Genomic DNA, 23724 nt, shown 5'->3' on the forward strand with positions numbered 1-23724 from the left:
ATGACATTCTTTTGACTTTTTAAACAGCTTCATTCGCAGAGATACTATGCCCGAATCCCTCACTTTTATCGGCCTGCACTATTGGGCCGGCGCTGGCCACGAGTTCGACCAGGTGGCCGCGTTGCTCGCTCCCGAATACCGTTTGCTAGCCCCCGATCTGGGGGGCTTTGGTAGCGCTCCGGCCCCGCCTGATGGCTTTACGGTGGCGGCTTATGCCGATGCGGTGGCTGGCTTTATTGCGGCCGAATGCCCGAGCCGCTATGTGCTGGTGGGCCACAGCATGGGGGGCAAAATTGCGCTGGAACTGGCCGCCCGCCAACCGGCCGGCCTGGGCGGTGTGGTGCTATTGAGCCCCTCACCGCCCAGCCCCGAGCCCATGACCGACGAGGACCGGCAAACCAGTCTGCACGCCTGGGGCAACCCGCAAGAAGCCGAGAAAACTGCCCGCCACATTACGGTCAAGCCCCTGCCCGAAGCCACGCGCCGGCAAGTGGTGGCCGACAACTTGGCCAGCTCGCGCGCGGCCTGGGAGGCCTGGCTGCTGCACGGCAGCCGCGAGAACATCAGCGCCCGGATGGCCCGGATTGAGGTGCCCTGCGCTTTGGTGGCCGGCGACCAGGACCCGGTGCTTTCACCCTCGGTGCATGGCCTCGAAACACTGCCGCTGCTGCCCGCCGGTACGCCCCTCGAAATAGTGGCTGGGGCCGGCCACCTGCTGCCCTATGAGGCACCCGAGGAAGTAGCCGCACTGCTACATCGTTTCGCCCAGGAATGGGGTAAGGAGTGATGCCTGGCGTAGTTGCCACGGACTCTCGCAGGCCTCGTGGCTACTACGCCAGGCATCAAAAATCAGCATACCAAACCCTTATTTCTCTCGTGCGCCGACCCAGTTTTCTTGCTCATCTGCTGGTATCGGCCAAGCGCCATTGGTCCAACTACCTGACCGAGGCTGCGGGGCTGTTTCTGTTCCTGTTTATGGCGAGCCTGATTGCAACGGCTGTTCATTACCCCGGCTCGTGGCTGGCCCGGCAGCTGGTGGGGCAACCGATAGTGGGGCGCGCCCTCATTGGGCTGGTAGCCGGCCTGACCGTGGTAGTGCTCGTGTACAGCCCCTGGGGCAAACGCTCGGGGGCCCACCTGAACCCGGCCGTAACGCTGGCATTCTGGCAGCTAGGCAAAATAAAAGCGGCCGACGCCTGCTGGTATGTGCTCGCCCAGGTGGCTGGGGCCCTGCTGGCCGGGCAGGTACTGCTGGCACTGCTGGGCCATTACTTCACGCATCCCGAGGTAAACTATGCCCTTACCTTGCCGGGGCCGCAGGGTGCAGCCGTAGCTTTCGGAGCCGAGTTTGGTATCACGTTCGGCATGGTGGCGGTGCTGCTGCTGGCCCTGCACACCAAGCGCCTCCAGAATCTGGCCGGCTGGCTGCTGGGGGCGCTGCTGGCCTTCTACATCATCGTCGAAACACCGTACTCAGGCATGAGCCTGAACCCGGCCCGCAGCCTGGGTTCGGCCGTGGCGGCCCAAAACTACACGGCCTTGTGGGTGTACTTTGCAGCTCCTCTGTTGGCGGTCTGGCTGGCAGCAGTGCTTTTCCAGCGGCTGTTCCGCGACTCGCCACTGTCAGGCTCCATCCTGGCCGGGCCTGCCACCATCCCCCTGAGTACTGAGCCGCCACAGCATCCGGTGGAATAGCAATGGGTAGGTAATACGAAGAGAAGCAAGCCCTCATACCCTCATTCCGTGCTACGCACCAAGCAGAGAAGGCTTTCCGGGATGACGAACTGATAGTCGGTTCGTCATCCCGGAAGGCCTTCTCCGCTGCGCATGTGGGTGCAGCGCGTTACTTAATCCAGGGCCCGGTCGCGGAAGAGCAGGAAGCCAATGTGCGCGAATACGCCAAACTTCTGGCGCGGGTCGTCATAGTGAATGGCCTGGAGCGAGAGCGGCCCAACCGGCGACTGGTAAACAAAGCCGCTCATGAGTGTGAGATAGGGCCGCGAAACCGTATTGCCGCGCTCAGGCAGCAGTGGGTTGGTTTCCTGCCGCTCCCAGGGCCGCACGAGCGTGTGCACGTACACCTCGGAGCGCCATTCGAGCTTGGTTAGCACTTCCTTGATGTAGCGCAGCCCCAAAGCCGCGAAGGCCGTGCCCCGGTAACGGTCCATGAACAGGGTGCGCGAGTCGGTGAGCGGCAGGAAGGCGGCCGAGGTCGTGAGTGAGGAGCGGTAGGTGGCAAACGGGCCCTGGGTGCTGGCCTGCACTTCGACCAGATAGCCCCAGGCGTGCACCTTGCGGCCCAGGGTGTCTACCTTATTGAATTTGAAATACTGCTCGTTGAACAGGCTCGCCTTTAGCCACTGATGGTTTTTCCGGCGGCCAGCCAAGAGTTGACCATCCGGGTTCTCGGCCGTGCTGCCCGGCGCATAGAGTTCTTGGCCACCTACTCCGCGCACCCCAATCTTAACCCGCCGGCCGGATACCGCATACTGGCGCCGGTCGAGGGAGTTGCGTTCGAAGCTGAGGCCAACCGTGAAGCCCTGCAGCCGGTTCTGGTCGAGAGTGGCGTCGCTGTTGATGTTGTCGGTGTTGGCAAACTGGTCGCGGTTGGTAAACACGCCCCCGCTCAGCACATAACGGCTGCGGTAGTTGGGGCTGAAACCCACCTGCAGCAACGTTTTCACGTCGCGCTGCTGAATCTGCGAGTTCTGGGCCGACGACTTCAGCAGCGGGCTGGTATCCTGGTAACTGAAGTTGTTGAACACGAATACCGGCTCGATGTAGAGCGGAATGTTGCCCGGGATGCTGACCCGGAACGAGGCCCGGGCTCCGTTGTAGAAGCGCCCGATAGTGGCATCGGCCTTGATGGTGTAGAGGTAGCGGTTGAGGTAGCGGTAGCCGACACCCAGGTGCAGGTTGCTCATCGAGCGGGTCGAGAGCACGCCCCCCAGGTCGGCCGTCAGGTTGGAGTTCTGGCGGGCATCTACCCCCAGCACGTAGCCGCCTTGCTTCTTGTCGTAGCGAATGCGCGGGTACACGTTGTTGAAAAAATCGTTGCTAACCAGCCGGTAGTAGCCTTCCTCCACGTCGCCGGGCGTATAGTAGTCGGAGCCCGAACGCTGGAAAAAGCGTCGCACAAACTCCTGCTGCTCCTGGGGCAAGCCCTGCACGGTTATCTGCTTGAACTGCGTATCGGGGGCGCGCTGCTGGAAAGCCAGCCGGCGGGCCTGTAGCGCCAGCGTATCCTGGCGGCGCGCAATACGGCTCTTCAGCAGCTCCATTTGGCTGTCGGCGGCCTGGGCGCCCAGCTCCACCAGCCGCTTGGCCTGGTCGAAGTCGGCCGCCGTAATATCGTTCAGGTCAGGCTGGATGTAGATGCCGTTGGGGCCCACCGACATGGTATCGGCCACGTTGGAACCCAGAAACAACAGTGTGGAGGTCAGCAGTTCATCATCGCGCTCCTTGGGGTACTTCTTGAACGCCACGTCGCCTACATTCACCCCGATCATAATATCGGGCGCAAACTCCTTGCGCATTACTCCGGTCGGGAAGTTGTCCACCACGGCCCCGTCAAAAAGGTAGCGGCCATCTGCCTGGCGGATGGGCCGGAAGGCCAGCGGGAAGGCCATGGAATTGCGCACGGCATCGGAAAGTGAGCCACTGCGCTGGACTACCTTCTCGCGGGTAAACACCTCCGTCGCCACGGCCCGGTAGGGTACCAGCAGGTTATCGAAGTTGTAATCGGCAATGGCACCGGCCGGGGCCAGCATAGTGGCCAGCACGTAGTTAAGCGTCACGTCATCTACCAGCCGCGGCGTTACCCGGATGTTGAAGCTCGTATCGATGGCCAGGCGCAGGTGCAGCGGGGCCGGCGTGGGGTCGGCATCGTAGTAGTTGTACACCTTGCCCTCCAGCGGCGCCCCCGATACCCAGGTCTGGAACTCGGGCCGCAGCACAATAGTCTCAATCTCATCGGGCGAGTAGCCGGCCGCGTACATCGCGCCCACAATGGCGCCCATGCTGGTGCCCACTATGTAATCGATGGGAATCTGGTTTTTCTCCAGTTGCCGCAGCACGCCCACGTGTGCCAGGCCCTTAGCCCCGCCCCCGCTTAGTACCAGGCCCACTTTCTGGGCCTGCACGGCACCCGGGAGCAACAGCACCAGCAAGGCCAGCGCGCAATAAAATTTTCGCATATTTTTTTGGTAGAAATGCTCAGGCAAGTCCGCTTCCTACGCAGCACCGGGTCCGGAGTTATCCGACCGGTGCAATATTGGCTATCAGCGGCTTCCGCCCCTCATTGGGCGCGCAAAGAACGGGGATTTAAGGCAGTAAGCCAGCATGCTGCCTAACCTATCGTTCCGGGGTATTGCGCGCAGCAGTACGGCTTCAATCTTCGTGGCCGGCGGCCGGGCGCACGGGCGTGTTTTCGAGCTGCTTGGCTTCAAGAGCTAGGCGCTGCTGCTCCTTTTCGGAGGGAGTGCGGGGCAGCTTATCGAGGTCGGGCTGGCCGGCATCTACCCAGGCCGTGTACCAGAAGGCCCCTACCAAGCGCAGGGCCAGCTTCATCTGGCGCTCTACCTGCCCGCTCAGGCGCTGGTGGTAGGCGCGGGCAAAATCGCGCGAGTAGGTACGTACCGTCACGTTGGCGCGCTGCTCGAAACCGTACTTGCGGTCTTCCGAAAACTCGCGGCTCAGCTCCCGCTCGAAGCGCAGCACCGAGTCGAGGGCGGCGCTGGAACGGACCACAGTAGTCCAGATAACGTCGGTGGGCCGCTCCAGGTAAGGCGCGGGGCCAGTGAAAAAGTCGTAGCCGCCGCTCAGTAGCTCGGGCAGGCGGCTCTCCCAGAACCCGTGGATGCCGCGCTGGCCCGTAAGTTGGCCATTGTAGTTGCGGGTGGTGTGCAGCGGCACGCAGGCATCGGCAATGTAATGGCCCAAATCGGCCGACAGGTGCAGAATCCGGTCGGTGTCGCGGGCCTGAAATGCGGCCGTCAGCTGGCCTTTCATGCGGGCCACCTGCCAGGGCACAATGCCGTTGCGCAGCAGCGTATCCTCGCTCAGCAGGGCCACCGCATCGGGGTACGAGCGGGGCAGCTTGTAGGCCGCCGAGTCGCCGTAGGCATCGAGGTCGAGGAAGTGGCGGGGTGCTTCGCCGGGTACCAGGGTGCGCCGCGAGTCGGGCCGGGTGGCGTTGGTGGTCAGGTAATCAATGTTGGCCTTGTAGAAGACGACCATTTCGGGCGGCAACGTATACACAGCCAGCCGGTTGATGAGCCGGTGCGCGAAGAACCCCCAGGCCCGGGCCGGAGCCGGCAGCAACAGTAGCAGCAGCAAGAAGGGAGCTAAGCGACGCATGGGGGAAGATATGTTTTCTTCCGGGCAAAAGAAAACCGCCTGTCATCCTGAGCGCAGCGAAGGACCTTACCCCGCGACAATATTTGTCTGACGGAATAAGGTCCTTCGCTGCGCTCAGGATGACAGGCGGCCCTGACTCTTAACTTAAAAAAAGCCTTAACTAATGCTCACACGCACCTTTTTGGTGTACTCGCGCAGGGCAGTTTTAAAGTCGGATTGGTGGTCCTGGATATGATTGATGATGAAGATGGCGGCAAACACGTGGGTCAGCTGCTCGCCTTCATCCTCACCCTCCACCTCGAAAGCGGGCGTCTGCTCTTCGAGCAGGGCCTCTTCGGCGGCAAGCAGGCTTTCCAGGGTCTGAGTTTCCACCAGGTGGCGGATAACAGGCATTTTCATAGTGGCAGCAGGCTAGTTGAGGCGGGAAATGAGCGAGGCCACGGCCTCTTCCTTGCTGGCGGCCACGGTATCCACCAGTTCGCCGTTGCGGAAGACGGCAAAGAAAGGCAGGTTGGTAACGTTGGCCAGCTTGCGGGCCTCGGGGCTGCTCTCGGCGTTTACGTCCAGAAACTTCATATCCTCATTACCCTCGGCCTGGGCCAGGCGCTTGAACTTGGGCGAGAACAGGCGGCAGTTGCCGCACCAATCGGCGTAGTACTTCACCACTACTTTCTCATTTTCCTGGAGCAGTTGCTGAAAATCGGCGTCGGTGGCTTTAATAACGGACATTCTGAAAGTGGTTTGATGACAGGTGACGGTGTTGTGCAGATAAGAATGATTCTTATCTGCCAGCAAAGGTAACGGTAAAAAGGCCCCGAAAGGTTCTCGTAGTCCTATTTATATGCTACGGTAAAGGCCTGCGCTGCGAAAGTCGGTTTTGGACTGCAGGCCGTTGCTGTAGCGCCGGAACTATGGGCTGCTGGCCGCGTTTAGTTGCTGCCGGTTCGGCCCTACCATTTCTATGCCTCAGAACATCCTCTTTTTTGGCGACTCGCTTACGGCCGGCTACCAGCTGCCGGCCAGCGCCGCCTTTCCTTCGCGCATTCAGGAGAAAATTGATGCCCGGCACCTGCCCTATAAGGCCCATAACTACGGCGTGAGCGGCGAAACCAGCGCCGGCGGCCGCCAGCGCCTGCCCACAGTACTATCCCGCTTTCCCGAGCTCGATGTGTTCGTGCTGGAACTGGGAGCCAATGATGGGCTGCGCGGTATTCCGGTGCGTGAAACCACCCAGAACCTGCAGTCTATGCTGGATGCGGTGCAGCACGCCCACCCCCAGGCTCGCCGGGTACTGGTAGGGCTGGAGTTTCCGTTTGATCTGGGCCCGTTGGCCACGCTGGCCGGCGGCCGGTTCGGCCACTACGCCCAGGAGTTCAACGCCCTGTTCCGCCAGCTGGCCGATAAGAACGAAGTCGATTTCGTGCCCTTCCTGCTGCACGGCGTTATCGGCCAGCGCCACCTCAACCTGCCCGACGGCGTGCACCCCAACGCCGAGGGCCAAAAGCTGCTGGCCGACAACGTGTGGCAGGTGCTCCAAGGGATACTGGAGCCGCCGCAATAAAGGGGCTTCGGAACCATATTCCTGCTAGTTTTGCTCCCTACTTATCTTCTTGTCTCTCTTCTATGAACCGCCCGTTTTACCACCTCGGCGACTGGCGCCGCAACCTGTTTCTGCTCACGGCCGCAGCCAGCCTGGGCGTGCTGCCCGCCTGCTCCTCCAACGACAGCCGCCCGGAAGAAGCAGAATCCTCCTGGGACAATGCTGCCACGGACTCCTACAGCCAGGGCGTTATCACCGAAATGACAGAAACGGAGCCGGGCCAGTGGAAGATTACCGCCGAGCGGCCGGCCGGCAAGGAAGAAGTGGCGGCCATTCTGCGGCATGCTGATGGCCGGGTGGATACGCTGCAGGGCCAGGCCCTGCAGCAGCAGATGCAGAATTACACCCGCCAAAACCCCGAAAACCGGGTGGCGGGCCGGGGCATGATGGATGTGCTGATGTGGAGCGGCATTGGCTATATGGCCGGCCGCTGGATGACGCCCAACACCGGCGCCTACGCCTCATCGGGCATCATGCAGCGCAACAATGGCTGGCGGCAAACTATCGCCCAGGAGCGCACCAACGAAGGGCGGGGCTTTTTCGGGCGGGGTTTTACGGGTAACCGCAACGGCGGCAATTCGGGTATCAGCCCCAGCTCCAGCGTGCAGCGCAGCACCCCACGCGGCACGTTCCGCAACTCAGCCCCCAGCGGCAGCCGGAGCGGCTTCGGCAGCCGGAGCAGCTCGCGGGGTTTCGGCGGCTAAGCGGCTGCGCATCCATCAGGTTACACAGCACGACGTAGGGGCGGGACTTGTCCCCGCCCGCCGTTGCACGATACGCAGTACAACGGTTCTGGCGGCGGGCGGGGACAAGCCCCGCCCCTACATCGTGCTGCGCAACCAGTACACCCTCTTATATTTAACTCGCTCTGTATGATTCGTTTGCTGCCGCTGTCGGGCAATGTGGAGCCGGCCATGCGTGAGTTGGGCTGGGATTGGGCCGTGGAAGAAGCCTGCGCCGCTTACCTGGCGCCGGAGGCCCTGGCCGTATCGGAGGCTGAGGCCGAAACGCTGCTGCAAGCTGCCGACACGCTCTACGGGATGCTGGTGGAGTCCATCCCCGACCCTATTCCCGACGACTTTCTGCGCCAGCTGGGCATCCCGCTCAACCTTTGGGAGGCCGTGCGCCACTCCTGGAACGACGACCGGCACTGGCACCTTTACGGCCGCTTCGATTTAGCCGATACCCCCGAAGGTCCCAAGCTGGTGGAGTTCAATGCCGACACCGCTACCAGCATCCCCGAAACGGCCGTGGTGCAGTGGGCCAGCCTGATGGCCGCCGGCCGCCCCGCCCACGAGCGGCAGGCCAACGGTCTGTTTGAGGGCCTGGAGGCCCAGCTGCGCCACTGGCGCGAGCTGAACCCCGACCTAGACCCGCACCTGCTGCTGGTACACCTGCCCGATAGCGCCGAGGACGAAACCAATTGCGCCGTACTGGCCGAAGCGGCCCGCGCGGCCGGCTTCAGCACGGCCCATAGCTGCGGCGTAGATGCCATGCGCGTATCCGTGCAGGGCGAGGAGCGCGGCGTTTGGGCCGAAGTGGGCCCCGACCAGTGGCAGCGCTTCGATTTCCTGTTCAAGCTGGTGCCCTGGGAGCTGCTGGCCGACGAGGAGCCCGACCTCACTGCCGACCTCACCCAGCTGCTGCTCACCCGCGACGTAATTATCGCCAACCCCGCCTACACGCTACTGTTCCAGAGCAAGGCCCTGCTGGCTCACCTCTGGGACACGTTTCCGCACCATCCGCTGCTGGTAGAAGCCAGCCTGCGCAATATGCAGGGCCATCACGTCCGCAAGCCTCTGTTTGGGCGCGAAGGCCAGAACCTGACCGAAATGGACGGCATCCGCACCCGCCAGGAGGAGCCTGGCGAGTTCGGCAACCAGCCCCAGGTACGCCAGCGCTGGCTCGACTTCCCGACCGATGCCCAGGGCCGCCGCTACCAGGCGGGCGTATTCTGGGCCGGCGAGGCCTGCGCCCTCAGCTACCGCCGCGACCCCGGCATCATCACCAACCTCTCCGAATTCGTACCGCACATTCTCACGGCCTAACGCTATAGGGGCGGGGCTTGTTCCCGCCCGCCGTTGAACGGTCCGGGATTGAATCGTTCAACGACCCAGGACCAAACCGTTTAATGGCGGGCGGGGACAAGCCCTGCCCCTACATCGTTCTTTATTTCGCGTCGTACATCCGCTGGTAGTATTCGGTAGCCATGCGCCCCGACTCGAACTCGGGCTCCACGTCGCGCATGGCGGCTTTGCGGATGGCCAGGAACTTGGCGGGCTGATCGTAGTAGAGCGGGATGATGTCGTTTTCGAGGGCGTCGAGGATGCCGGTGGCTTCGAGGTCGTCCTTTTCGTTTTCGGCGGCGTTGAGTTCGGCCAGGGGCAGCAGGAAGCTGTTTTCACCGTCGCGGGCGAATTCCGGAATCCAGCCGTCGGGGATGCTCAGGCTGATGCAGCCGTTCATGGCGGCCGTCATGCCGCTAGTGCCCGAGGCCTCGCGCGGGAAGCGCGGCGTGTTCAGCCAGATATCGGAGCCCTTTTTCATGGCGGCCGAAAGCCCCAGCTCGTAGCCCGTAAGCACGGCGCAGGTGTTGAAGTTTTTGGTCTTCTCGATGAGGCTGTTGAACACAGCAATAGCACCGAAATCTTTGGGGTAGGGCTTGCCGGCCCAGATAACCTGCAGCGGCCGACCGGTATCGGTCACCAGCTTTTGGAACCGCTCGAAGTGGCGCAGAATCAGGTCGGCGCGCTTGTAGCCGGCAAAACGGCGGGCCCACACCAGCGTCAGGGCGTCGGGGTCGAGCAGCTTGCCGGTCTGGTCGGCCACGATGTCGAAGAGGCGCTTTTTCAGCTCGCGCTTGCGGGCCAGCAGGGCCTCGTCGTTGTTGGCTTCCAGGGCTTTGTGCAGTTGCTCGTCGCGCCAGTAGGTGCCGTTCTGCGAGTTGGTAATGGCGATGATGGGGCTGATGCCTTCGTTGTGGCCCCACATTTCGTTGGCCACCTTGCCATGCACCTTCGACACGCCATTGCTGATGCGGGCGAAGCGCAGAGCCGTGAGCGTGTAGTTAACCCGCTCGTTCTCCACGATACCCAAATCTCGTACTTCGCCCAGCGTCAGGCGGCCGAAGAACGACATCTTGTAGAGCAGCTCCAGCGGGTGCTCCTCGTTGCCGGCCAGTTCGGGCGTGTGGGTGGTAAACACCAGGTGCTCGCGCACTTTGGCCCGGTCGCGGCCGAACTTCTCGTGCAGGAAAAACGCCAGCGGCAGGCCGTGGCCCTCATTGAGGTGGTAGACTTCGGTTTCGCGGTTGAGCACGTCGAGCAGCTTGCCCCCGCCCACACCCAGCAGAATGCTCTGGGCCACGCGGGTGGCCGTGTCGCCGTCGTAGAGGTGGTGGGAGATGGTGCGCGAGAGGTGGTCGTTTTCCGGAATGTCGGTGGTCAGGAAGAACATCGGGGCCGTGCCGAACGTCTCGGGGTCGAGGTAGAGGGCGCGCACCTGCACCTGGGCCTCGTGGATGGTAATGGGGAAGGTGATGCCGGTGTCCTGCAGGAAGCTGTAGTGCTTGCGGTGGAACTCGGCCCGCATGGTCTGGTCGTCGCTACGGCTTTGGTCGTAGTAGCCGTAGCTCCACAGAATGCTGATGCCGATGACGTTCTGCTTCAGCTCATACACCGAGCGCATGTGCGAGCCGGCCAGGAAGCCCAGGCCGCCGGAGTAGGTTTTCAGGGCCTGATCGAGGGCGAATTCCATGGAGAAATACGCGGCCGGGGTGGCAAACTCGGGAGCAGGCGTGTAGTAGTTGAGGTCGAAAGCCATAGGGCGGAGAGAACGGCGGTTGGTGAATACAAAGCCAGACGCAACCCGGAAGAAACCGGGCTGATGGCAACCCAAAAAAAGAACAAAAGAACCGACTCGCCCGGCTGGTTTTCTCAAACAAGCCCGAAAAGCTAACCGGCCACCGATAAAAGGCAAACAAGCACCATTGCAAGGGGCGAAATCGGAGCCTCCAGAACTTCAGACCAGAATTATATACACTTGGTTTAGTAATAATTAGGTAACATCATTAGTCTGTCGGCCCCTGTCTCTTCCCGTAGCTTTGCAGGACGGTACGGCAGCGTATCGTTCTTTTCTCCATCCCACACCCCTCCTGTATGCAGCAATCTTTGCGCTGGCTGACCGCTTTTGTGCTCAGCTTTTCGGTTCTCTCCTGCGCCCAGCACGACAGTCTGCCCACCCCCACCGCTGCTGCCACAACAACGGTGGCCGATGTGAGCAGCGCCGGTTTCCCCGAAGGATTTGAAACCGGCACCAAAACCGCCTACACTACCGGCTCGGTTACGCTGGGCTCGGGCTCCTGGACGCTGAACGATGCCCTGCTGGGCAACACCACCTCCGACCGCAAAACCGGCACGATGTCGGCGCGGGTGCGCAATACCGGTTCGCTGGCCACCAACTTCGACCTGACTACCGGCGCGGGCGTCGTGACGGTGCAGCACGCCAAATACGGCACCGATGCCACGTCGCAGTGGGAGCTGTGGGCCAGCCAGAACGGCGGCACCTTCATCAAGAAGGGCGTCACCATCACCACCAGCAGCACCGCGCTTAGCACGGCCTCCATAAACGTGAACCTGACCGGCACGGTACGGCTGCAAATCCGCAAGACCTCGGGTGGCACCAACCGCCTCAACTTCGATAACATCACGGTGGAGCAATACGGCGGAACCACGCCGCCGCCACCACCGCCCGTAGCTGGCGACAACCAGCACCTGACCATGGGTAACCCCAGCGGGGCTACGACCAACGTTAGCATGACCACCAACTACCTGCTCGATAAGCCGCAGTATGCGCTGAGCTACCACCGTGACCGGGGCACTCCTACTTGGGTGAGTTGGCACCTGGATGCCAGCTGGCGCGGCGCCGCCGCCCGCCAGGATGACTTCCGGGCCGACAATACCCTGCCCGCCGGCTGGTACCAGGTGCAGGGCACCAGCTACAGTGGCTCCGGCTTCGACCGTGGCCACAACTGCCCCTCCGCGGACCGCACCAGCACCGTGGCCGCCAACTCGGCCACGTTCCTGATGACCAACATGATTCCCCAGTCGCCCAACAACAACCAAATCACCTGGGCGGCGCTGGAAAACTACTCCCGCACGCTCATGGACCAGGGTAACGAGCTCTACATCATCATGGGCGTTTATGGCCGCGGCGGCACTGGCTCGGCCGGCTACTTCGAAACCATCGACCAAGGTCGCATCCAGGTGCCGGCCCGCGTGTGGAAGGTTATCGTGGTGCTGCCCGTTGGCAGCAACGACGTGAGCCGTGTGTCGACTGCTACCCGCATCATCGCCATCGATACGCCCAACCAGCAGGGAACGACCAGCAACTGGGGCCAGTACCGCACCAGCATCGATGCCATTGAGGCGGCCACCGGCCTCGACGTGCTTTCAGCTTTGCCCACCAGCGTGCAGCAGGTGGTGGAAGCCAAGGTCGACAACGGCCCGACCAACTAAGGTGCCCTAGCCTACCTGCGTGTCCTGATTTTTCCTTCCTGACTTTCCCGCCTCCAGGCTCTTTCAGCTACTTTCTTCACCCGCCTGCTGACGGCCTTGCTACTACTGCCGAGTCTCGGCACCAGTGCCGGCCCGTTCCCGAAGCCCCGTTGCCTGGTTTAAAGGCGGCGGGGCTTTTTCGTTTCCAGCGTGCCTGGCCAGCGCGTAGTTACCCTGCAGACTTGCCGAAGCACCAAAAATCGGTCAACAGGACACAATTTCCGCTCAGTTCAGCATTATCTTCTCCGGGCGTTCCGGCCGTAACTTGGCAGCCTTTCTGTCCAATTCCCTTTGTGCTTATGCTCCCATTTCGTTTCAGGCCGCTACTGGCGGGTGTGCTGCTGGCCACCGCCGCCGCTTCCCCGGCGCTGGGAGCCCCGGCTCCGGCCGCTGCCCCCACTGTAACCGCCGCCGCCGCCAAAGCCGCCCCCATCCAGCGCATCGACCCCACGTTCTGGTGGGTGGGCATGAAAAACCCCAAGCTGCAGCTGCTCGTGCATGGCCCCGGCATTCGGGCGGCCACGGCCGCGCTGCGCGCCTACCCCGGCGTGCGCCTCGACAGCGTGCAGCAGCTGGCCAGCCCCAACTACCTCATGCTGCACCTCACCATTGCCCCCGACGCCCAGCCCGGCCGGCTGCAGCTCGATTTCAAGGGGGCCAAAAAGTTCAGCTACAACTACGAACTCAAGCAGCGCACCACGCCCGGCGACGACACGAAAGTGCAGGGCCTCACGCAGCAGGATTTCATCTACTTCCTGATGCCCGACCGGTTTGCCAACGGCGACCCGAAAAACGACTACATCAAGGACATGCGCGCCCCCAAAGTGGCCCGCGACTCGATGTACAGCCGCCACGGCGGCGACCTGGCCGGCATCGAGCAACGCTTCGACTACTTCAAAGACCTGGGTGCTACGGCACTGTGGCTGACGCCGGTAGTGGAAAACGACATGCCCAAGGCCAGCTACCACGGCTACGCCCTTACCGATTACTACAACACCGACCGCCGCTACGGCACCACCGAGCAGTACCGGCAGTTTGTGGAGCGCGCCCATACCAGCGGCCTGAAAGTGGTGCACGACGTGGTGCTCAACCACATGGGCTCGAAGAACTACCTGTTCCTCGACCAGCCCGCGCCCGACTGGTTCAACCAGTGGCCGGGCTTCACGCGCAGCAATTACAACGCCTCGGCCCTCAACGACCCCTACGGCTCCGTCCTCGACCGGAAGCTTTATAACCAGGGCTGGTTCGATACCACGATGCCCGACGTGAACCAGGCTAACCCGCTGGTATCTACCTACCTGATTCAGAACTTTTTGTGGTGGGTGGAATACACCGGCCTCGACGCCTACCGCATCGACACATTTCCCTACTCCGACCCGAAGTTCCTGATGGATTGGGGCCGGGCCATGCAGGAGGAATTCCCACTGCTGGCGCTGTTCGGTGAGGCCTGGGTGGGCAGCACGGCCCAGCAGGCGTTCTTCGCCCGCAACATTTTTCAGCCCGTCGATGGGTTCAAGGCCAACCTGCCTTCGGTGCTCGATTTCCAGTCGAGCTTCGCGTTGCACGACGCCCTAAAGTCGGGTAACATGCTCAAGCTCTACGAGTCGCTGCAGGGCGACTGGCTCTATGAGGATGCCTCGCGCAACGTCACGTTCCTCGACAACCACGACGTAAGCCGCTTCTACTCAGTTATCGGCGAGGACTTCGCGCGCTACAAAATGGGCCTGGCCTGGCTGCTGACGACCCGGGGCATCCCGCAGCTCTACTATGGTACCGAGGTGTTGATGAAGAACTTCAGCAACCCCGACGGCCTGGTGCGCGCCGACTTCCCCGGTGGCTTCGCGGGCGACTCGCTTAACTACTTCAAAAGCCGCCCCGGCCAGCCCGGCGAGGCATTTGACTACGTGCGTAAGCTGGCGCAGTACCGCAAGTCGCATGCCTTTCTGCACAGCGGCAAGCTGATGCAGTTTATCCCGCAGGATGGCGTGTACGTGTACTTCCGCTACGCGCCCGAGGGCACGGTAATGGTTATTCTCAACGGCAGCAAAGAGGCCCGCACGCTCGATGGGGCCCGGTTTGCGGAGCGCACGGGCGGGTTCTCGTCGGGCCTGGAGGTAACCACCGGCGCGGTGCTGTCCAATCTGAAGTCGTTTACCGTTCCGGCTGCTACCGCCTGGGTGGTGGAATTACGGTAGTTTAGGGTTGTTCTGGTGTCCGGGCTACATGGCCATTCGCTACTTCTTTCCATCGTTTTTAAAGATCTTTCCTCCCAGAGAGCCTTTTTCGGATACTGAACAGCTTGCCAAAAGCCCGCGTACCTCTGCGAGAAAACCCCATCAGAACAATGAAACGCCTCCTCCTACTCCTCGCGCTTGCCGCCTGCTCGCCTCAAAAACCCGCCATGCTTCCGCCCGACGCTAATACCACCGAAGAAGCTCCCCAGGACCATAAGCTCATCATCTACCAGCTGATGACGCGCCTGTTCGGCAACCAGAACACGACCAACAAAACCTACGGCACCGCGCAGGAAAACGGCGTCGGCAAGTTCAACGATATCAACGACCAGGCGTTGCAGGCCATTAAACGCATGGGTGTCAGCCATGTGTGGTACACCGGCGTGCTCGACCACGCCACCCTCACCGCCTACGAGGGCATCCCGGCCGACGACGCCGACGTGGTAAAGGGCCGCGCCGGCTCGCCTTACGCCATCCGGGACTACTACGATGTGGCTCCCGACCTGGCCGTTAACGTGCCCAAGCGCATGGCCGAGTTCGAGGCGTTGGTGAAGCGCACCCACAACAACGGCCTCAAAGTCATTATCGACTTCATTCCCAACCACATAGCCCGCAGCTATAAATCGGATGCCAAGCCGGCGGGCGTAGTGGATTTGGGCGAGCAGGACGACAAAACCCAGGCTTTCAAGGCCAGCAACAACTTCTACTACCTGCCCGGCCAGCCCTTCGTGGTGCCCGCCGACTATACCCCATTGGGCGGTCAGCCCGGCCCCCAGAAGGACGGCAAATACCAGGAAAGCCCCGCCAAAGCCACCGGCAACGACGTTTTCGCGGCCGCGCCCAGCGTCAACGACTGGTTCGAAACCACCAAGCTCAACTACGGCGTCGACTACCAGAACAACCGCCAATCCTATTTCGACCCGATTCCGGATACGTGGGGGAAGATGCGCGACATTCTGGTGTTCTGGGCCCGCAAGGACGTGGACGGGTTCCGCTGCGACATGGCCGAAATGGTGCCGGTTGAGTTCTGGGCCTGGGTGATTCCGGAGCTGAAGAAGGTGAAGCCGAGCCTGCTGTTCATCGGCGAAGCCTACGACGCCAAAACCTACCAGATGTACATCACGCAGGGCGGTTTCGACTACCTCTACGACAAAGTGGGCCTCTACGATGGCCTGCGCCGCCTGACCCGCAACGAGGGCACCACCCGCGACATTACTAAAGTGTGGAGCGAGGAAAGCCGCGGCTTCGGCAGCCACATGCTGCGCTTCCTGGAAAACCACGACGAGCAGCGCATTGCCAGCCCCGATTTCGCTGGTAATGCCCGCGCCTCCCTGCCCGCCATGACGGTTTCGGCCACGCTGGGCACCGGCCCGGTCATGCTCTACTTCGGGCAGGATGTGGGCGAGCCGGCGCTGAACTCCGAGGGCTTCTCGGGGGCAGATGGCCGCACCACTATTTTCGACTACTGGGGCGTGCCCGAGCACCAGAAATGGCTGAACGGCGGCAAGTTTGACGGTGGCCAGCTGAGCGCTGAGCAAAAGCAGCTGCACGCGTTCTACGTGCGCCTGCTCACGCTTTCGGGCCAGCGCGAGGCCATCCGGAAGGGCCGTTTCTACGAGCTGCAAAGCACGCTGGCGGCCCAGAACTCCGGCTACAACGCCGAGCGCGTGTACGCCTACTTGCGCTACACCGACGCCGAAACGCTGCTGGTCATCGTCAACTTCAGCCCCGACCAAACCCACACGCTCGACCTGAACTTACCGGCCGCCCTGCGCGAGGGCCTGCGCCTGCCCGCCGACCAGCCGCTCACCTACACCGATTTGCTCGCCCCGGCCGGTACTACGGGCAGTAGCAGCACCGTTACGCTGGCTCCGCAAAGCAGCCATATTTTCGAAATCAAGAAGTAAGAGGAACGTCATTCTTCGCTGCGCTCTGAATGACGTTCCTCTTACTTACTCCCTTCGCCCGTTCCCAACCCCTAAATTCCCTCAACCCCATGGCCTCCCCCACCGCCACCGCTTCGGCTGATACCCGCGCCAAACCCCGCCTGAGCTTCTGGCAGATCTGGAACATGAGCTTCGGCTTCCTGGGCATCCAGTTCGGTTTTGCGTTGCAGAACGCCAACGTAAGCCGCATTTTCGAAACCTTGGGCGGCACCGAAATAGCCCTGTACTGGCTGGCCGCGCCCCTTACGGGTATGCTGGTGCAGCCGATTATCGGTTACATGTCGGACCGCACCTGGAGCCCGAAGTGGGGGCGGCGGCGGCCGTACTTCATGGTGGGGGCCATTCTGGCCTCGCTGGCGTTGCTGGTAATGCCCAACGTGACGGCGCTCTGGATGGCGGTGGGCATGCTCTGGATCATGGATTCGAGCATCAACATCAGCATGGAGCCGTTCCGGGCGCTGGTGGGCGACCTGCTGCCCTCGGAGCAGCGCACTACCGGCTTCGCGGCCCAGACGTTTTTTATTGGCGTGGGCGCTGTAGTGGCTTCGTCGTTACCCTGGATGTTTACCAACTGGTTCGGCATCAGCAACACGGCCCCGGCCGGCCAGATTCCGCTGTCAGTGAAGTATGCCTTCTACATTGGCGGGGCCGTATTCCTGGCGGCCGTCCTCTGGACGGTGTTCAACACCAAGGAATACCCGCCGGATAATCTGGAGGAATTTGAGGAGGAAAAGCGCCGCACAGCCGGTTTCTGGAACGGCATCCGCGAGTCGTTTGCCGGTATCTTCAACATGCCCAAAACGATGGTGCAGCTGGCTGTGGTGCAGTTTTTCAGCTGGCTGGCGCTGTTTTCGATGTGGATTTACACCACGCCCGCCGTTACCAGCCACATCTACCACACCACCGACACCACCTCCAAGCTCTACAACGAGGGCGCCGACTGGGTGGGCATCTGCTTCGCGGTGTACAACGGCGTATCGGCCATTGCGGCGCTGCTGCTGCCGGCGGTGGCGCGCGCTACCAGCCGCCGCTTTACGCACCTACTGTGCCTGGTGGCCGGCGGCCTGGGCCTGATTTCCATCGTGTTCATTCAGGACCCCAACATGCTGCTGCTCTCGATGGTGGGTGTGGGCATTGCCTGGGCCTCTATTCTGAGCGTGCCCTACGCCATGCTGGCCGGAGCACTGCCGGCCAACAAAATGGGCTACTACATGGGCGTTTTCAACTTCTTTATCGTGCTTCCGCAAATCGTGGCGGGCCTTATTCTGGGCTTCTTCACCAAAAATGTGTTCCACGGCGAAGCAGTGTACACGCTGGTGCTGGGCGGCTGCTCCATGATTATTGCGGGTCTGCTCACGCTGCGCGTCAACGACGACGACGATATTCGCCTGCCGGCCGCCGGCCCCGTGGCCCTGGAGGGCGCAGGCTATGATGCTCCGGTAGAAACCGACCCGCGGCTGTGAGGTAAGAGGTAAAGCAACGAGAGAGGCCTGCCCTGCTGAGCGTATAAGCTTAGCAGGGCAGGCCTCTCTCGTTGCGGAGGCAGCGGGCGCTACCCGGTCAGCCAGCTGTAGGCGGATGCTTCTTCCACAAACACCCGAATTTCGAGCTCGGCGGCAGCTACGGTGTTCAGTTCCTGCAGGCGGGGGATGAGCAGCTCGGCGTGGTAGGGCGTGGTGAAGTAGGCAATGCGGCGCACGGCGGCGGGCAGAGCCGCCTGCAGCTCAACCCGAAAATCGTGCAGTATCCAGACCAGGTCGGCGGGGTCGGCCAGGCCGCGGCTACGCAGGTCGATAAGCCAGCGGCCGGCTTGCACCGGCTGCGCCACGCGTAGCGCCTCCTGGTAACCGGACCGGTGCTCGGTGGAGGTGGCTACCCGCGTCCAGCGCATAATCAGCAGCCGTAAATCGGAGCGGTAAGAGATGAGGACGTAGTCGGCAACGGACATTGGAAGGGGCTGGCAGGCAATGGGGCAAAGGTACGCCCGGAGGCGCACACTATCCGAACAGTACAGCCCACTCCTGTAGCAATGCAACTCCGGCGCCTACAGATTTGTCCTTCCCTGCGTATCTTCCCCCCGTAATCCATTCCACTTCATTCCTACCGATTTATGACGCGCAACCACCTGTTGCTGCTGGGCCTCGGCGCCACGCTATCGATTCAGCCGGCTCTGGCTCAGAAAAAACCCGCTCCTACTACCAAAGCCAGCACCGCCAGCTCTTTGCCCGGTGGCGCCCGGTTGGTGGAGAAAGTCACCAAAAAGCCCGGTGAGCTGGTGATTCCGTACGAAAAGTACGTGATGCCCAACGGCCTGACGGTGCTGGTAACCGAGGACCACTCCGACCCGCTAGCCCACGTCGACATCACCTACCACGTAGGTTCGGCCCGCGAGCAGATTGGCAAGTCGGGCTTTGCCCACTTCTTCGAGCACATGATGTTCCAGGGCTCCGACAACGTGGGCGACGAGCAGCATTTCAAGCTCGTTACTTCGGCCGGCGGCACGCTCAACGGCACCACCAACCGCGACCGGACCAACTACTTCGAAACCGTACCGAGCAACCAGCTCGAAACCGCGCTCTGGCTCGAAGCCGACCGCATGGGCTTTCTGCTGGATGCCGTAACCCAGAAGAAGTTTGAGGTGCAGCGCTCGACCGTGAAAAACGAGCGGGGCCAGAACTACGACAACCGCCCCTACGGCCTGGCCTCCGAGAACGTCTCGAAGACGCTTTACCCCTACGGCCACCCCTATAGCTGGCTCACCATTGGCTACCTCGAAGACCTGGACCGCTCCAACGTCGACGACCTGAAAAACTTCTTCCTGCGCTGGTATGGGCCCAACAACGCGACCCTCACAGTGGGCGGCGACGTGAAGCCCCAGCAGGTACTGCAGATGGTAGCCAAGTACTTCGGCTCCATTCCGAAGGGCCCCGCCGTAACGGCCCAGAAGCTGGCGGCCCCGGTACTGAGCCAGGACCGCTACGTGAGCTACCAGGACAACATCCGCTTCCCGATGTTGCAGATGGTGTTCCCGACCGTGCCCAGCGGCCACCCCGACGAGAGTGCCCTCGACGCACTGGCTGAAATTATTGGCCAGGGCAAGAACTCGCTGCTCTACAAGAACCTCATCAAGCCTCAGCGCGCCGTGCAGGCCCAGGCCTACAACTCCACCTCGGAGCTGGCCGGCGAGTTTACCATGGTGATGCTGCCCTTCCCCGGCAAAGGCCTCGACAGCCTCGAAATGGTAGCCCGCGGCTCCCTGGCCGAATTTGAGCGCACCGGCGCAACCGCCGAGCAAGTGGCCCGCTTCAAGTCGAGCACCGAGGCGCAGGTAGTAAATGGCCTGGCCAGCGTGAGCGGCAAGGTAAGCGTGCTGGCTGCCTACCAGACCTATTACAACGACCCCAACCGCCTGGTTAAGGACATGAAAGCCCTGCGGGCCGTAACGCCGGCCGACGTGAACCGGGTATACAACCAGTACATCAAGGGCAAGAAAGCCGTTATCCTGAGCGTGGTACCCAAAGGAGGCACGATTGCTCCTCTCAAGCCCGACAACTTCACGGCTTCCAAGGATGGCTACAAGGCCCCCAACTACGGCTACGACGGCCTTACCTATACCAAGCCGACCGACAACTTCGACCGCAGCAAGCAGCCCAAGGCGGGTGCCGCGCCGCTGGTACAGGTGCCCGTGGTATGGCAGAGCAAGCTGGATAACGGCCTGCGCCTGATGGGCAACCGGAACACCGAGATTCCGACGGCCACCATGCTGCTGACGATGCGCGGCGGCCGCCGCCTGGAGCAGATGGACCGTAACAAGGCCGGCATTGCCGCCCTTACGGCAGCCATGATGAACGAAGGCACCGAGAAGTACACGTCGGAGCAGTTCAGCGCCGAGCTCGATAAGCTGGGCAGCGCCATCCGGGTAGGAGCCGGCGACGACAACACGACGGTGTACGTGCAGAGCCTGACCAGAAACCTGCCCGCCACCATGGCCCTGCTGGAGCAGCGCCTCATGCACCCGAACTTTAATGAGGCCGATTTCGCCCGCATCAAGAAGCAGGCCCTCGAAGGCATTGCCAACCAAGTAACCCAGCCGGTACTTATCGCCAACAAAACCTTCGACCGGCTGGTGTACAACCCGGCCGACATTATGAGCGTGCCTTCCAGCGGCACGGCCGCCACGGTAAGCAGCATCACGCTCGCCGATGTGAAGAAGTTCTACCAGGACTACTACGCGCCCAACGTGAGCTACCTGGTAGCCACCGGCGACGTAGACCAAGCCACGCTGACCAAGCAGCTAGGCTTCCTGAATGGCTGGCAGCAGAAGCAGATTAGCCTGCCGGCCGGCGAAATGGCCACTCAGCCCGATAAGACGCGTATCTACTTCGTGAACAAGGACGGGGCCGCGCAGTCGGAAATCCGGGTGGGCTACCTCTCGCCCCTCACCTACGACGCTACCGGCGACTACTACCGTGCCTACCTGAGCAACTACCTGCTCGGTGGCGCCTTCAACTCGCGCATCAACCTGAACCTGCGCGAAGACAAGGGCTACACCTACGGCGCCCGCTCGGGCTTCCAGGGCACCCGTTACGCCGGTCCGTACACGGCTTCGGCCGGTGTCCGCGCCGATGCTACGGCGGCCTCGGTGAAGGAGTTTATGTCGGAAATCAAGGGCTACCGCAACGGTATCACCGATGAGGAGCTGCAGTTCCTGCAGGCTTCGGTGGGCCAGAGCGATGCGCTCAAGTACGAAACGGGCCAGCAGAAGGCCCAGTTTCTGAGCCGCCTCATGGAGTACGACCTGCCCCTCGACTATGTGAAGCAGCAGAGCGAGATTCTCAGCAACCTCAAGAAAGAGGATGTGCAGGGCATTGCCCAGAAGTATCTGCCCGCCGACAACATGTACATTGTAGTGGTAGGCGACCGAACCAAAGCCTTCCCCGGCCTGACGGAACTCGGCTACGAGGTAGTGGAACTCGACAACGACGGCAACCGCGTGTCGGCCGTCGCCACCTCTACGGCTACACCCGAGGCAATGGCCCCCAGCATGGATGTAGAGAAAACGAAGGTGGTGACCAAGAGCGCCAAAGGCAAAAAGGAGAAGAAGAAGTCCAAGCGCGATAAAGACAAGGACAACGACTAATCCCTGGCCAGACGCCAACTAAAACGGCCCGGCTCGCACAGTGCGAGCCGGGCCCTTTTGCGTTTGTGCCGGGTTGATCAGCTAACCGTCATGCTGAGCTTGCCGAAGCATCTCTACCGCAGCGGTAATCACATACTAATGCGGTAGAGATGCTTCGGCAAGCTCAGCATGACGTTCTCATTAGTATCAACAACTCTCTGGACAGCCCCTATAACTTCTACAGTTCCTTGCGAAGACGCGCCACCGGTATGTTGAGCTGCTCGCGGTACTTGGCCACCGTGCGGCGGGCAATATTGTAGCCGCGGGCGTTGAGCATCTTCTCCAGCTTATCGTCGGAGAGGGGCTTTTTCTTCTGCTCGCCCTCGATGATTTCCTTGAGGATGTACTTCACCTCGCGCGAGCTGGCATCCTCGCCCGAATCGGTAGCAATGCCTTCGGAGAAGAAGTACTTGAGCGGGTAGATGCCGAACTCCGTCTGCACGGCTTTCGAGTTGGCCACCCGGCTCACGGTGCTGATGTCCATGCTGATTTCCAGGGCAATGTCCTTCAAAATCATGGGGCGCAGCTTGCTTTCGTCGCCCTCCTCGAAGAACTCGCGCTGGTAGCGCACAATGGCGTCCATGGTGCGCAGCAGCGTGTTCTGGCGCTGCCGGATGGCGTCGATAAACCACTTGGCCGAGTCAAGCTTCTGCTTGACGAACGTCACGGCCTCTTTCATCTTCTTGTCCTTCTTCGAGGCCTTGTCGTAGGCCCGGAACATCTCGGTGTAGGCCGGCGACACGCGCAACTCGGGGGCGTTGCGGGTGTTGAGCGTGAGGTTGAACTGGCCGTTATCGTGGCTGAGCAGGAAGTCGGGGATGATGTACTGGATTTTGCCGCCGCCTACCGGCCCGCTGCCGCCCGGCTTCGGGTTCAGCTTGAGAATGAGGCCAATGGCTTCCTTTATTTCGTCGTCTTCGAGGTCGAGCTTCTGCTGAATCCGCTGGTAATGCTTCTTGGTAAACTCCTCGTAGGTGTCCTGCAGAATGCGCTCGGCGTTTTCTACGGCCTCCTCCTGCACCCGGCGCTCCAGCTGCAGCAGCAGGCACTCCTGCAGGTCGCGGGCGCCAATACCGGCCGGGTCGAAGGTCTGTACTACGTGTAGCACACCCTCCACTTCGGGCACGCTTACTTCCAGGTTCTGCGAGAAAGCTAGGTCGTTGGCAATGGCCGACAGGTCGCGGCGGATGTAGCCGTCGCCATCGATGGAACCGATGAGCTGGCGGCCGATGGTCTGCTGCCGCTCATCGAGGCCCGAAAAGCCGAGCTGGCTGAGCAGGTTGTCCATGAGCGAGCCGCTGGTGTCGGCCAGGGGCATTTCGCGGCCGTCGTCGTCCTCACCGGGGCCGTCGCCCTGCATTTTATAGCCGGCTATTTCGTCGTCGTTGAGGTAGTCGCTCAGGTCGAGGTCTTCCGACTCTGAACTCGATTCGGGGGCCTCCGGCTGCTCTTCCTTTACAGGCAGCTCTACTTCGGGCTGCTCGTCGCGCTGGTCGCCGTCGTAGTCCTCGTCGAGCGTGTTGTCGGGGTTATCGAGGGCGGCGTCGGGGTCGTCGTAGTCGTCATCGGCATCGTCGTCGCCGCTGTCGAGGTCGTCGAATTCGTCCTCCGGCTCATCCTCGCCTTCCTCCAGGGCCGGGTTCACTTCCAGCTCCTCCTTTATGCGCGCCTCCAACTCAGCCGTCGGAATCTGGAGCAGCTTGATAAATTGAATCTGTTGGGGGCTCAGCTTCTGCGAAAGAAGCTGCTTCATGTCCAGTCGTTGCATACGCCAAAAACGGTACGCCCCGCCGGGTTTTCGGCACGGGGGTAGGTAAGCCAAATGTAGCCCTTCTGTACTTGAATTGAACCG

Annotated in this window: 17 protein-coding genes; 10 read left to right on the forward strand and 7 right to left on the reverse strand. The window is 61.7% G+C overall.

Annotated elements, in window-relative coordinates; translation table 11 throughout:
• Positions 1-46 precede the first annotated feature (46 nt).
• Complete coding sequence (locus tag HW554_RS05510; protein ID WP_176907562.1) at positions 47-787, forward strand: alpha/beta fold hydrolase; 741 nt, start codon at positions 47-49, stop codon at positions 785-787.
• An 89-nt stretch (positions 788-876) separates the two neighbouring features.
• Positions 877-1695 carry an MIP/aquaporin family protein gene (locus HW554_RS05515; protein WP_176907564.1) on the forward strand — a complete coding sequence of 273 codons (819 nt, stop codon included), beginning with the start codon at positions 877-879 and terminating at the stop codon, positions 1693-1695.
• Between the two features lie 152 nt (positions 1696-1847).
• On the opposite strand, the gene HW554_RS05520 is transcribed toward HW554_RS05515, so the two are convergent.
• From HW554_RS05520 to HW554_RS05535, 4 genes are all read right to left on the reverse strand, one after another.
• Positions 1848-4196 (reverse strand): patatin-like phospholipase family protein, encoded by a 2349-nt coding sequence (locus HW554_RS05520; RefSeq protein ID WP_176907566.1) that lies wholly within the window; start codon positions 4194-4196, stop codon positions 1848-1850.
• Positions 4197-4389: 193 nt separating this feature from the next.
• The gene (locus tag HW554_RS05525) at positions 4390-5358 is read right to left on the reverse strand and encodes a zinc dependent phospholipase C family protein (protein WP_176907568.1); all 969 of its coding nucleotides are present in this window, start codon (positions 5356-5358) and stop codon (positions 4390-4392) included.
• Between the two features lie 156 nt (positions 5359-5514).
• Positions 5515-5757, reverse strand: coding sequence for a DUF6952 family protein (locus HW554_RS05530; RefSeq protein WP_176907570.1), 243 nt, complete (start codon positions 5755-5757; stop codon positions 5515-5517).
• 12 nt (positions 5758-5769) lie between these two features.
• A complete protein-coding gene (locus HW554_RS05535) occupies positions 5770-6087 on the reverse strand; it encodes a thioredoxin family protein (protein ID WP_092739940.1) in 318 nt (105 codons plus the stop codon).
• A 232-nt stretch (positions 6088-6319) separates the two neighbouring features.
• On the opposite strand from HW554_RS05535, the gene HW554_RS05540 reads away from it, so the two are divergent.
• The 3 genes from HW554_RS05540 to HW554_RS05550 all read left to right on the forward strand — a co-directional run bounded on the left by HW554_RS05540 (position 6320) and on the right by HW554_RS05550 (position 9006).
• A complete protein-coding gene (locus HW554_RS05540; RefSeq protein WP_176907572.1) occupies positions 6320-6919 on the forward strand; it encodes an arylesterase in 600 nt (199 codons plus the stop codon).
• A 62-nt stretch (positions 6920-6981) separates the two neighbouring features.
• Positions 6982-7662, forward strand: coding sequence for a hypothetical protein (locus tag HW554_RS05545; RefSeq protein WP_176907573.1), 681 nt, complete (start codon positions 6982-6984; stop codon positions 7660-7662).
• 168 nt (positions 7663-7830) lie between these two features.
• Positions 7831-9006 (forward strand): glutathionylspermidine synthase family protein, encoded by a 1176-nt coding sequence (locus tag HW554_RS05550; RefSeq protein ID WP_176907575.1) that lies wholly within the window; start codon positions 7831-7833, stop codon positions 9004-9006.
• A 121-nt stretch (positions 9007-9127) separates the two neighbouring features.
• Here the strand turns inward: HW554_RS05550 and glgP are convergent, their stop codons facing one another.
• Positions 9128-10780 carry an alpha-glucan family phosphorylase gene (glgP, locus tag HW554_RS05555; protein ID WP_176907577.1) on the reverse strand — a complete coding sequence of 551 codons (1653 nt, stop codon included), beginning with the start codon at positions 10778-10780 and terminating at the stop codon, positions 9128-9130.
• 335 nt (positions 10781-11115) lie between these two features.
• Here glgP and HW554_RS20590 point away from each other — a divergent pair, with 335 nt between their 5' ends.
• The 4 genes from HW554_RS20590 (at position 11116) to HW554_RS05575 (ending at position 18156) form a co-directional block, all read left to right on the forward strand.
• Positions 11116-12474, forward strand: coding sequence for a DNA/RNA non-specific endonuclease (locus tag HW554_RS20590; RefSeq protein WP_176907579.1), 1359 nt, complete (start codon positions 11116-11118; stop codon positions 12472-12474).
• A 338-nt stretch (positions 12475-12812) separates the two neighbouring features.
• Positions 12813-14708 (forward strand): alpha-amylase family glycosyl hydrolase, encoded by a 1896-nt coding sequence (locus HW554_RS05565; RefSeq protein ID WP_176907581.1) that lies wholly within the window; start codon positions 12813-12815, stop codon positions 14706-14708.
• A gap of 149 nt (positions 14709-14857) precedes the next feature.
• On the forward strand, positions 14858-16654 hold the full coding sequence (locus tag HW554_RS05570; protein WP_176907583.1) for an alpha-amylase family glycosyl hydrolase: 1797 nt from the start codon (positions 14858-14860) through the stop codon (positions 16652-16654).
• Positions 16655-16743: 89 nt separating this feature from the next.
• A complete protein-coding gene (locus HW554_RS05575; protein WP_218134600.1) occupies positions 16744-18156 on the forward strand; it encodes an MFS transporter in 1413 nt (470 codons plus the stop codon).
• An 89-nt stretch (positions 18157-18245) separates the two neighbouring features.
• Here the strand turns inward: HW554_RS05575 and HW554_RS05580 are convergent, their stop codons facing one another.
• Entirely contained in the window at positions 18246-18641 is a 396-nt protein-coding gene (locus HW554_RS05580; protein WP_176907585.1) for a hypothetical protein, read from the reverse strand.
• Positions 18642-18803: 162 nt separating this feature from the next.
• Here HW554_RS05580 and HW554_RS05585 point away from each other — a divergent pair, with 162 nt between their 5' ends.
• Positions 18804-21833, forward strand: a complete 3030-nt coding sequence (locus HW554_RS05585) for a M16 family metallopeptidase (RefSeq protein WP_176907587.1) — start codon at positions 18804-18806, stop codon at positions 21831-21833.
• Positions 21834-22050: 217 nt separating this feature from the next.
• Here the strand turns inward: HW554_RS05585 and rpoN are convergent, their stop codons facing one another.
• A complete protein-coding gene (gene rpoN, locus HW554_RS05590) occupies positions 22051-23640 on the reverse strand; it encodes an RNA polymerase factor sigma-54 (RefSeq protein ID WP_176907589.1) in 1590 nt (529 codons plus the stop codon).
• Positions 23641-23724 lie beyond the last annotated feature (84 nt).

The organism is Hymenobacter lapidiphilus, assembly GCF_013377885.1.
GTDB lineage: Bacteria > Bacteroidota > Bacteroidia > Cytophagales > Hymenobacteraceae > Hymenobacter > Hymenobacter lapidiphilus.

What these genes read in the sequence shown, in the direction of transcription:
- HW554_RS05510 (WP_176907562.1), top strand. Translation starts at nt 47, where the DNA reads ATGCCCGAATCCCTCACTTTTATCGGCCTGCACTATTGGGCCGGCGCT.
- HW554_RS05520 (WP_176907566.1), bottom strand. Translation starts at nt 4,196, where the DNA reads ATGCGAAAATTTTATTGCGCGCTGGCCTTGCTGGTGCTGTTGCTCCCG.
- HW554_RS05525 (WP_176907568.1), bottom strand. Translation starts at nt 5,358, where the DNA reads ATGCGTCGCTTAGCTCCCTTCTTGCTGCTGCTACTGTTGCTGCCGGCT.
- HW554_RS05530 (WP_176907570.1), bottom strand. Translation starts at nt 5,757, where the DNA reads ATGAAAATGCCTGTTATCCGCCACCTGGTGGAAACTCAGACCCTGGAA.
- HW554_RS05535 (WP_092739940.1), bottom strand. Translation starts at nt 6,087, where the DNA reads ATGTCCGTTATTAAAGCCACCGACGCCGATTTTCAGCAACTGCTCCAG.
- HW554_RS05540 (WP_176907572.1), top strand. Translation starts at nt 6,320, where the DNA reads ATGCCTCAGAACATCCTCTTTTTTGGCGACTCGCTTACGGCCGGCTAC.
- HW554_RS05545 (WP_176907573.1), top strand. Translation starts at nt 6,982, where the DNA reads ATGAACCGCCCGTTTTACCACCTCGGCGACTGGCGCCGCAACCTGTTT.
- HW554_RS05550 (WP_176907575.1), top strand. Translation starts at nt 7,831, where the DNA reads ATGATTCGTTTGCTGCCGCTGTCGGGCAATGTGGAGCCGGCCATGCGT.
- glgP (WP_176907577.1), bottom strand. Translation starts at nt 10,780, where the DNA reads ATGGCTTTCGACCTCAACTACTACACGCCTGCTCCCGAGTTTGCCACC.
- HW554_RS20590 (WP_176907579.1), top strand. Translation starts at nt 11,116, where the DNA reads ATGCAGCAATCTTTGCGCTGGCTGACCGCTTTTGTGCTCAGCTTTTCG.
- HW554_RS05565 (WP_176907581.1), top strand. Translation starts at nt 12,813, where the DNA reads ATGCTCCCATTTCGTTTCAGGCCGCTACTGGCGGGTGTGCTGCTGGCC.
- HW554_RS05570 (WP_176907583.1), top strand. Translation starts at nt 14,858, where the DNA reads ATGAAACGCCTCCTCCTACTCCTCGCGCTTGCCGCCTGCTCGCCTCAA.
- HW554_RS05575 (WP_218134600.1), top strand. Translation starts at nt 16,744, where the DNA reads ATGGCCTCCCCCACCGCCACCGCTTCGGCTGATACCCGCGCCAAACCC.
- HW554_RS05580 (WP_176907585.1), bottom strand. Translation starts at nt 18,641, where the DNA reads ATGTCCGTTGCCGACTACGTCCTCATCTCTTACCGCTCCGATTTACGG.
- HW554_RS05585 (WP_176907587.1), top strand. Translation starts at nt 18,804, where the DNA reads ATGACGCGCAACCACCTGTTGCTGCTGGGCCTCGGCGCCACGCTATCG.
- rpoN (WP_176907589.1), bottom strand. Translation starts at nt 23,640, where the DNA reads ATGCAACGACTGGACATGAAGCAGCTTCTTTCGCAGAAGCTGAGCCCC.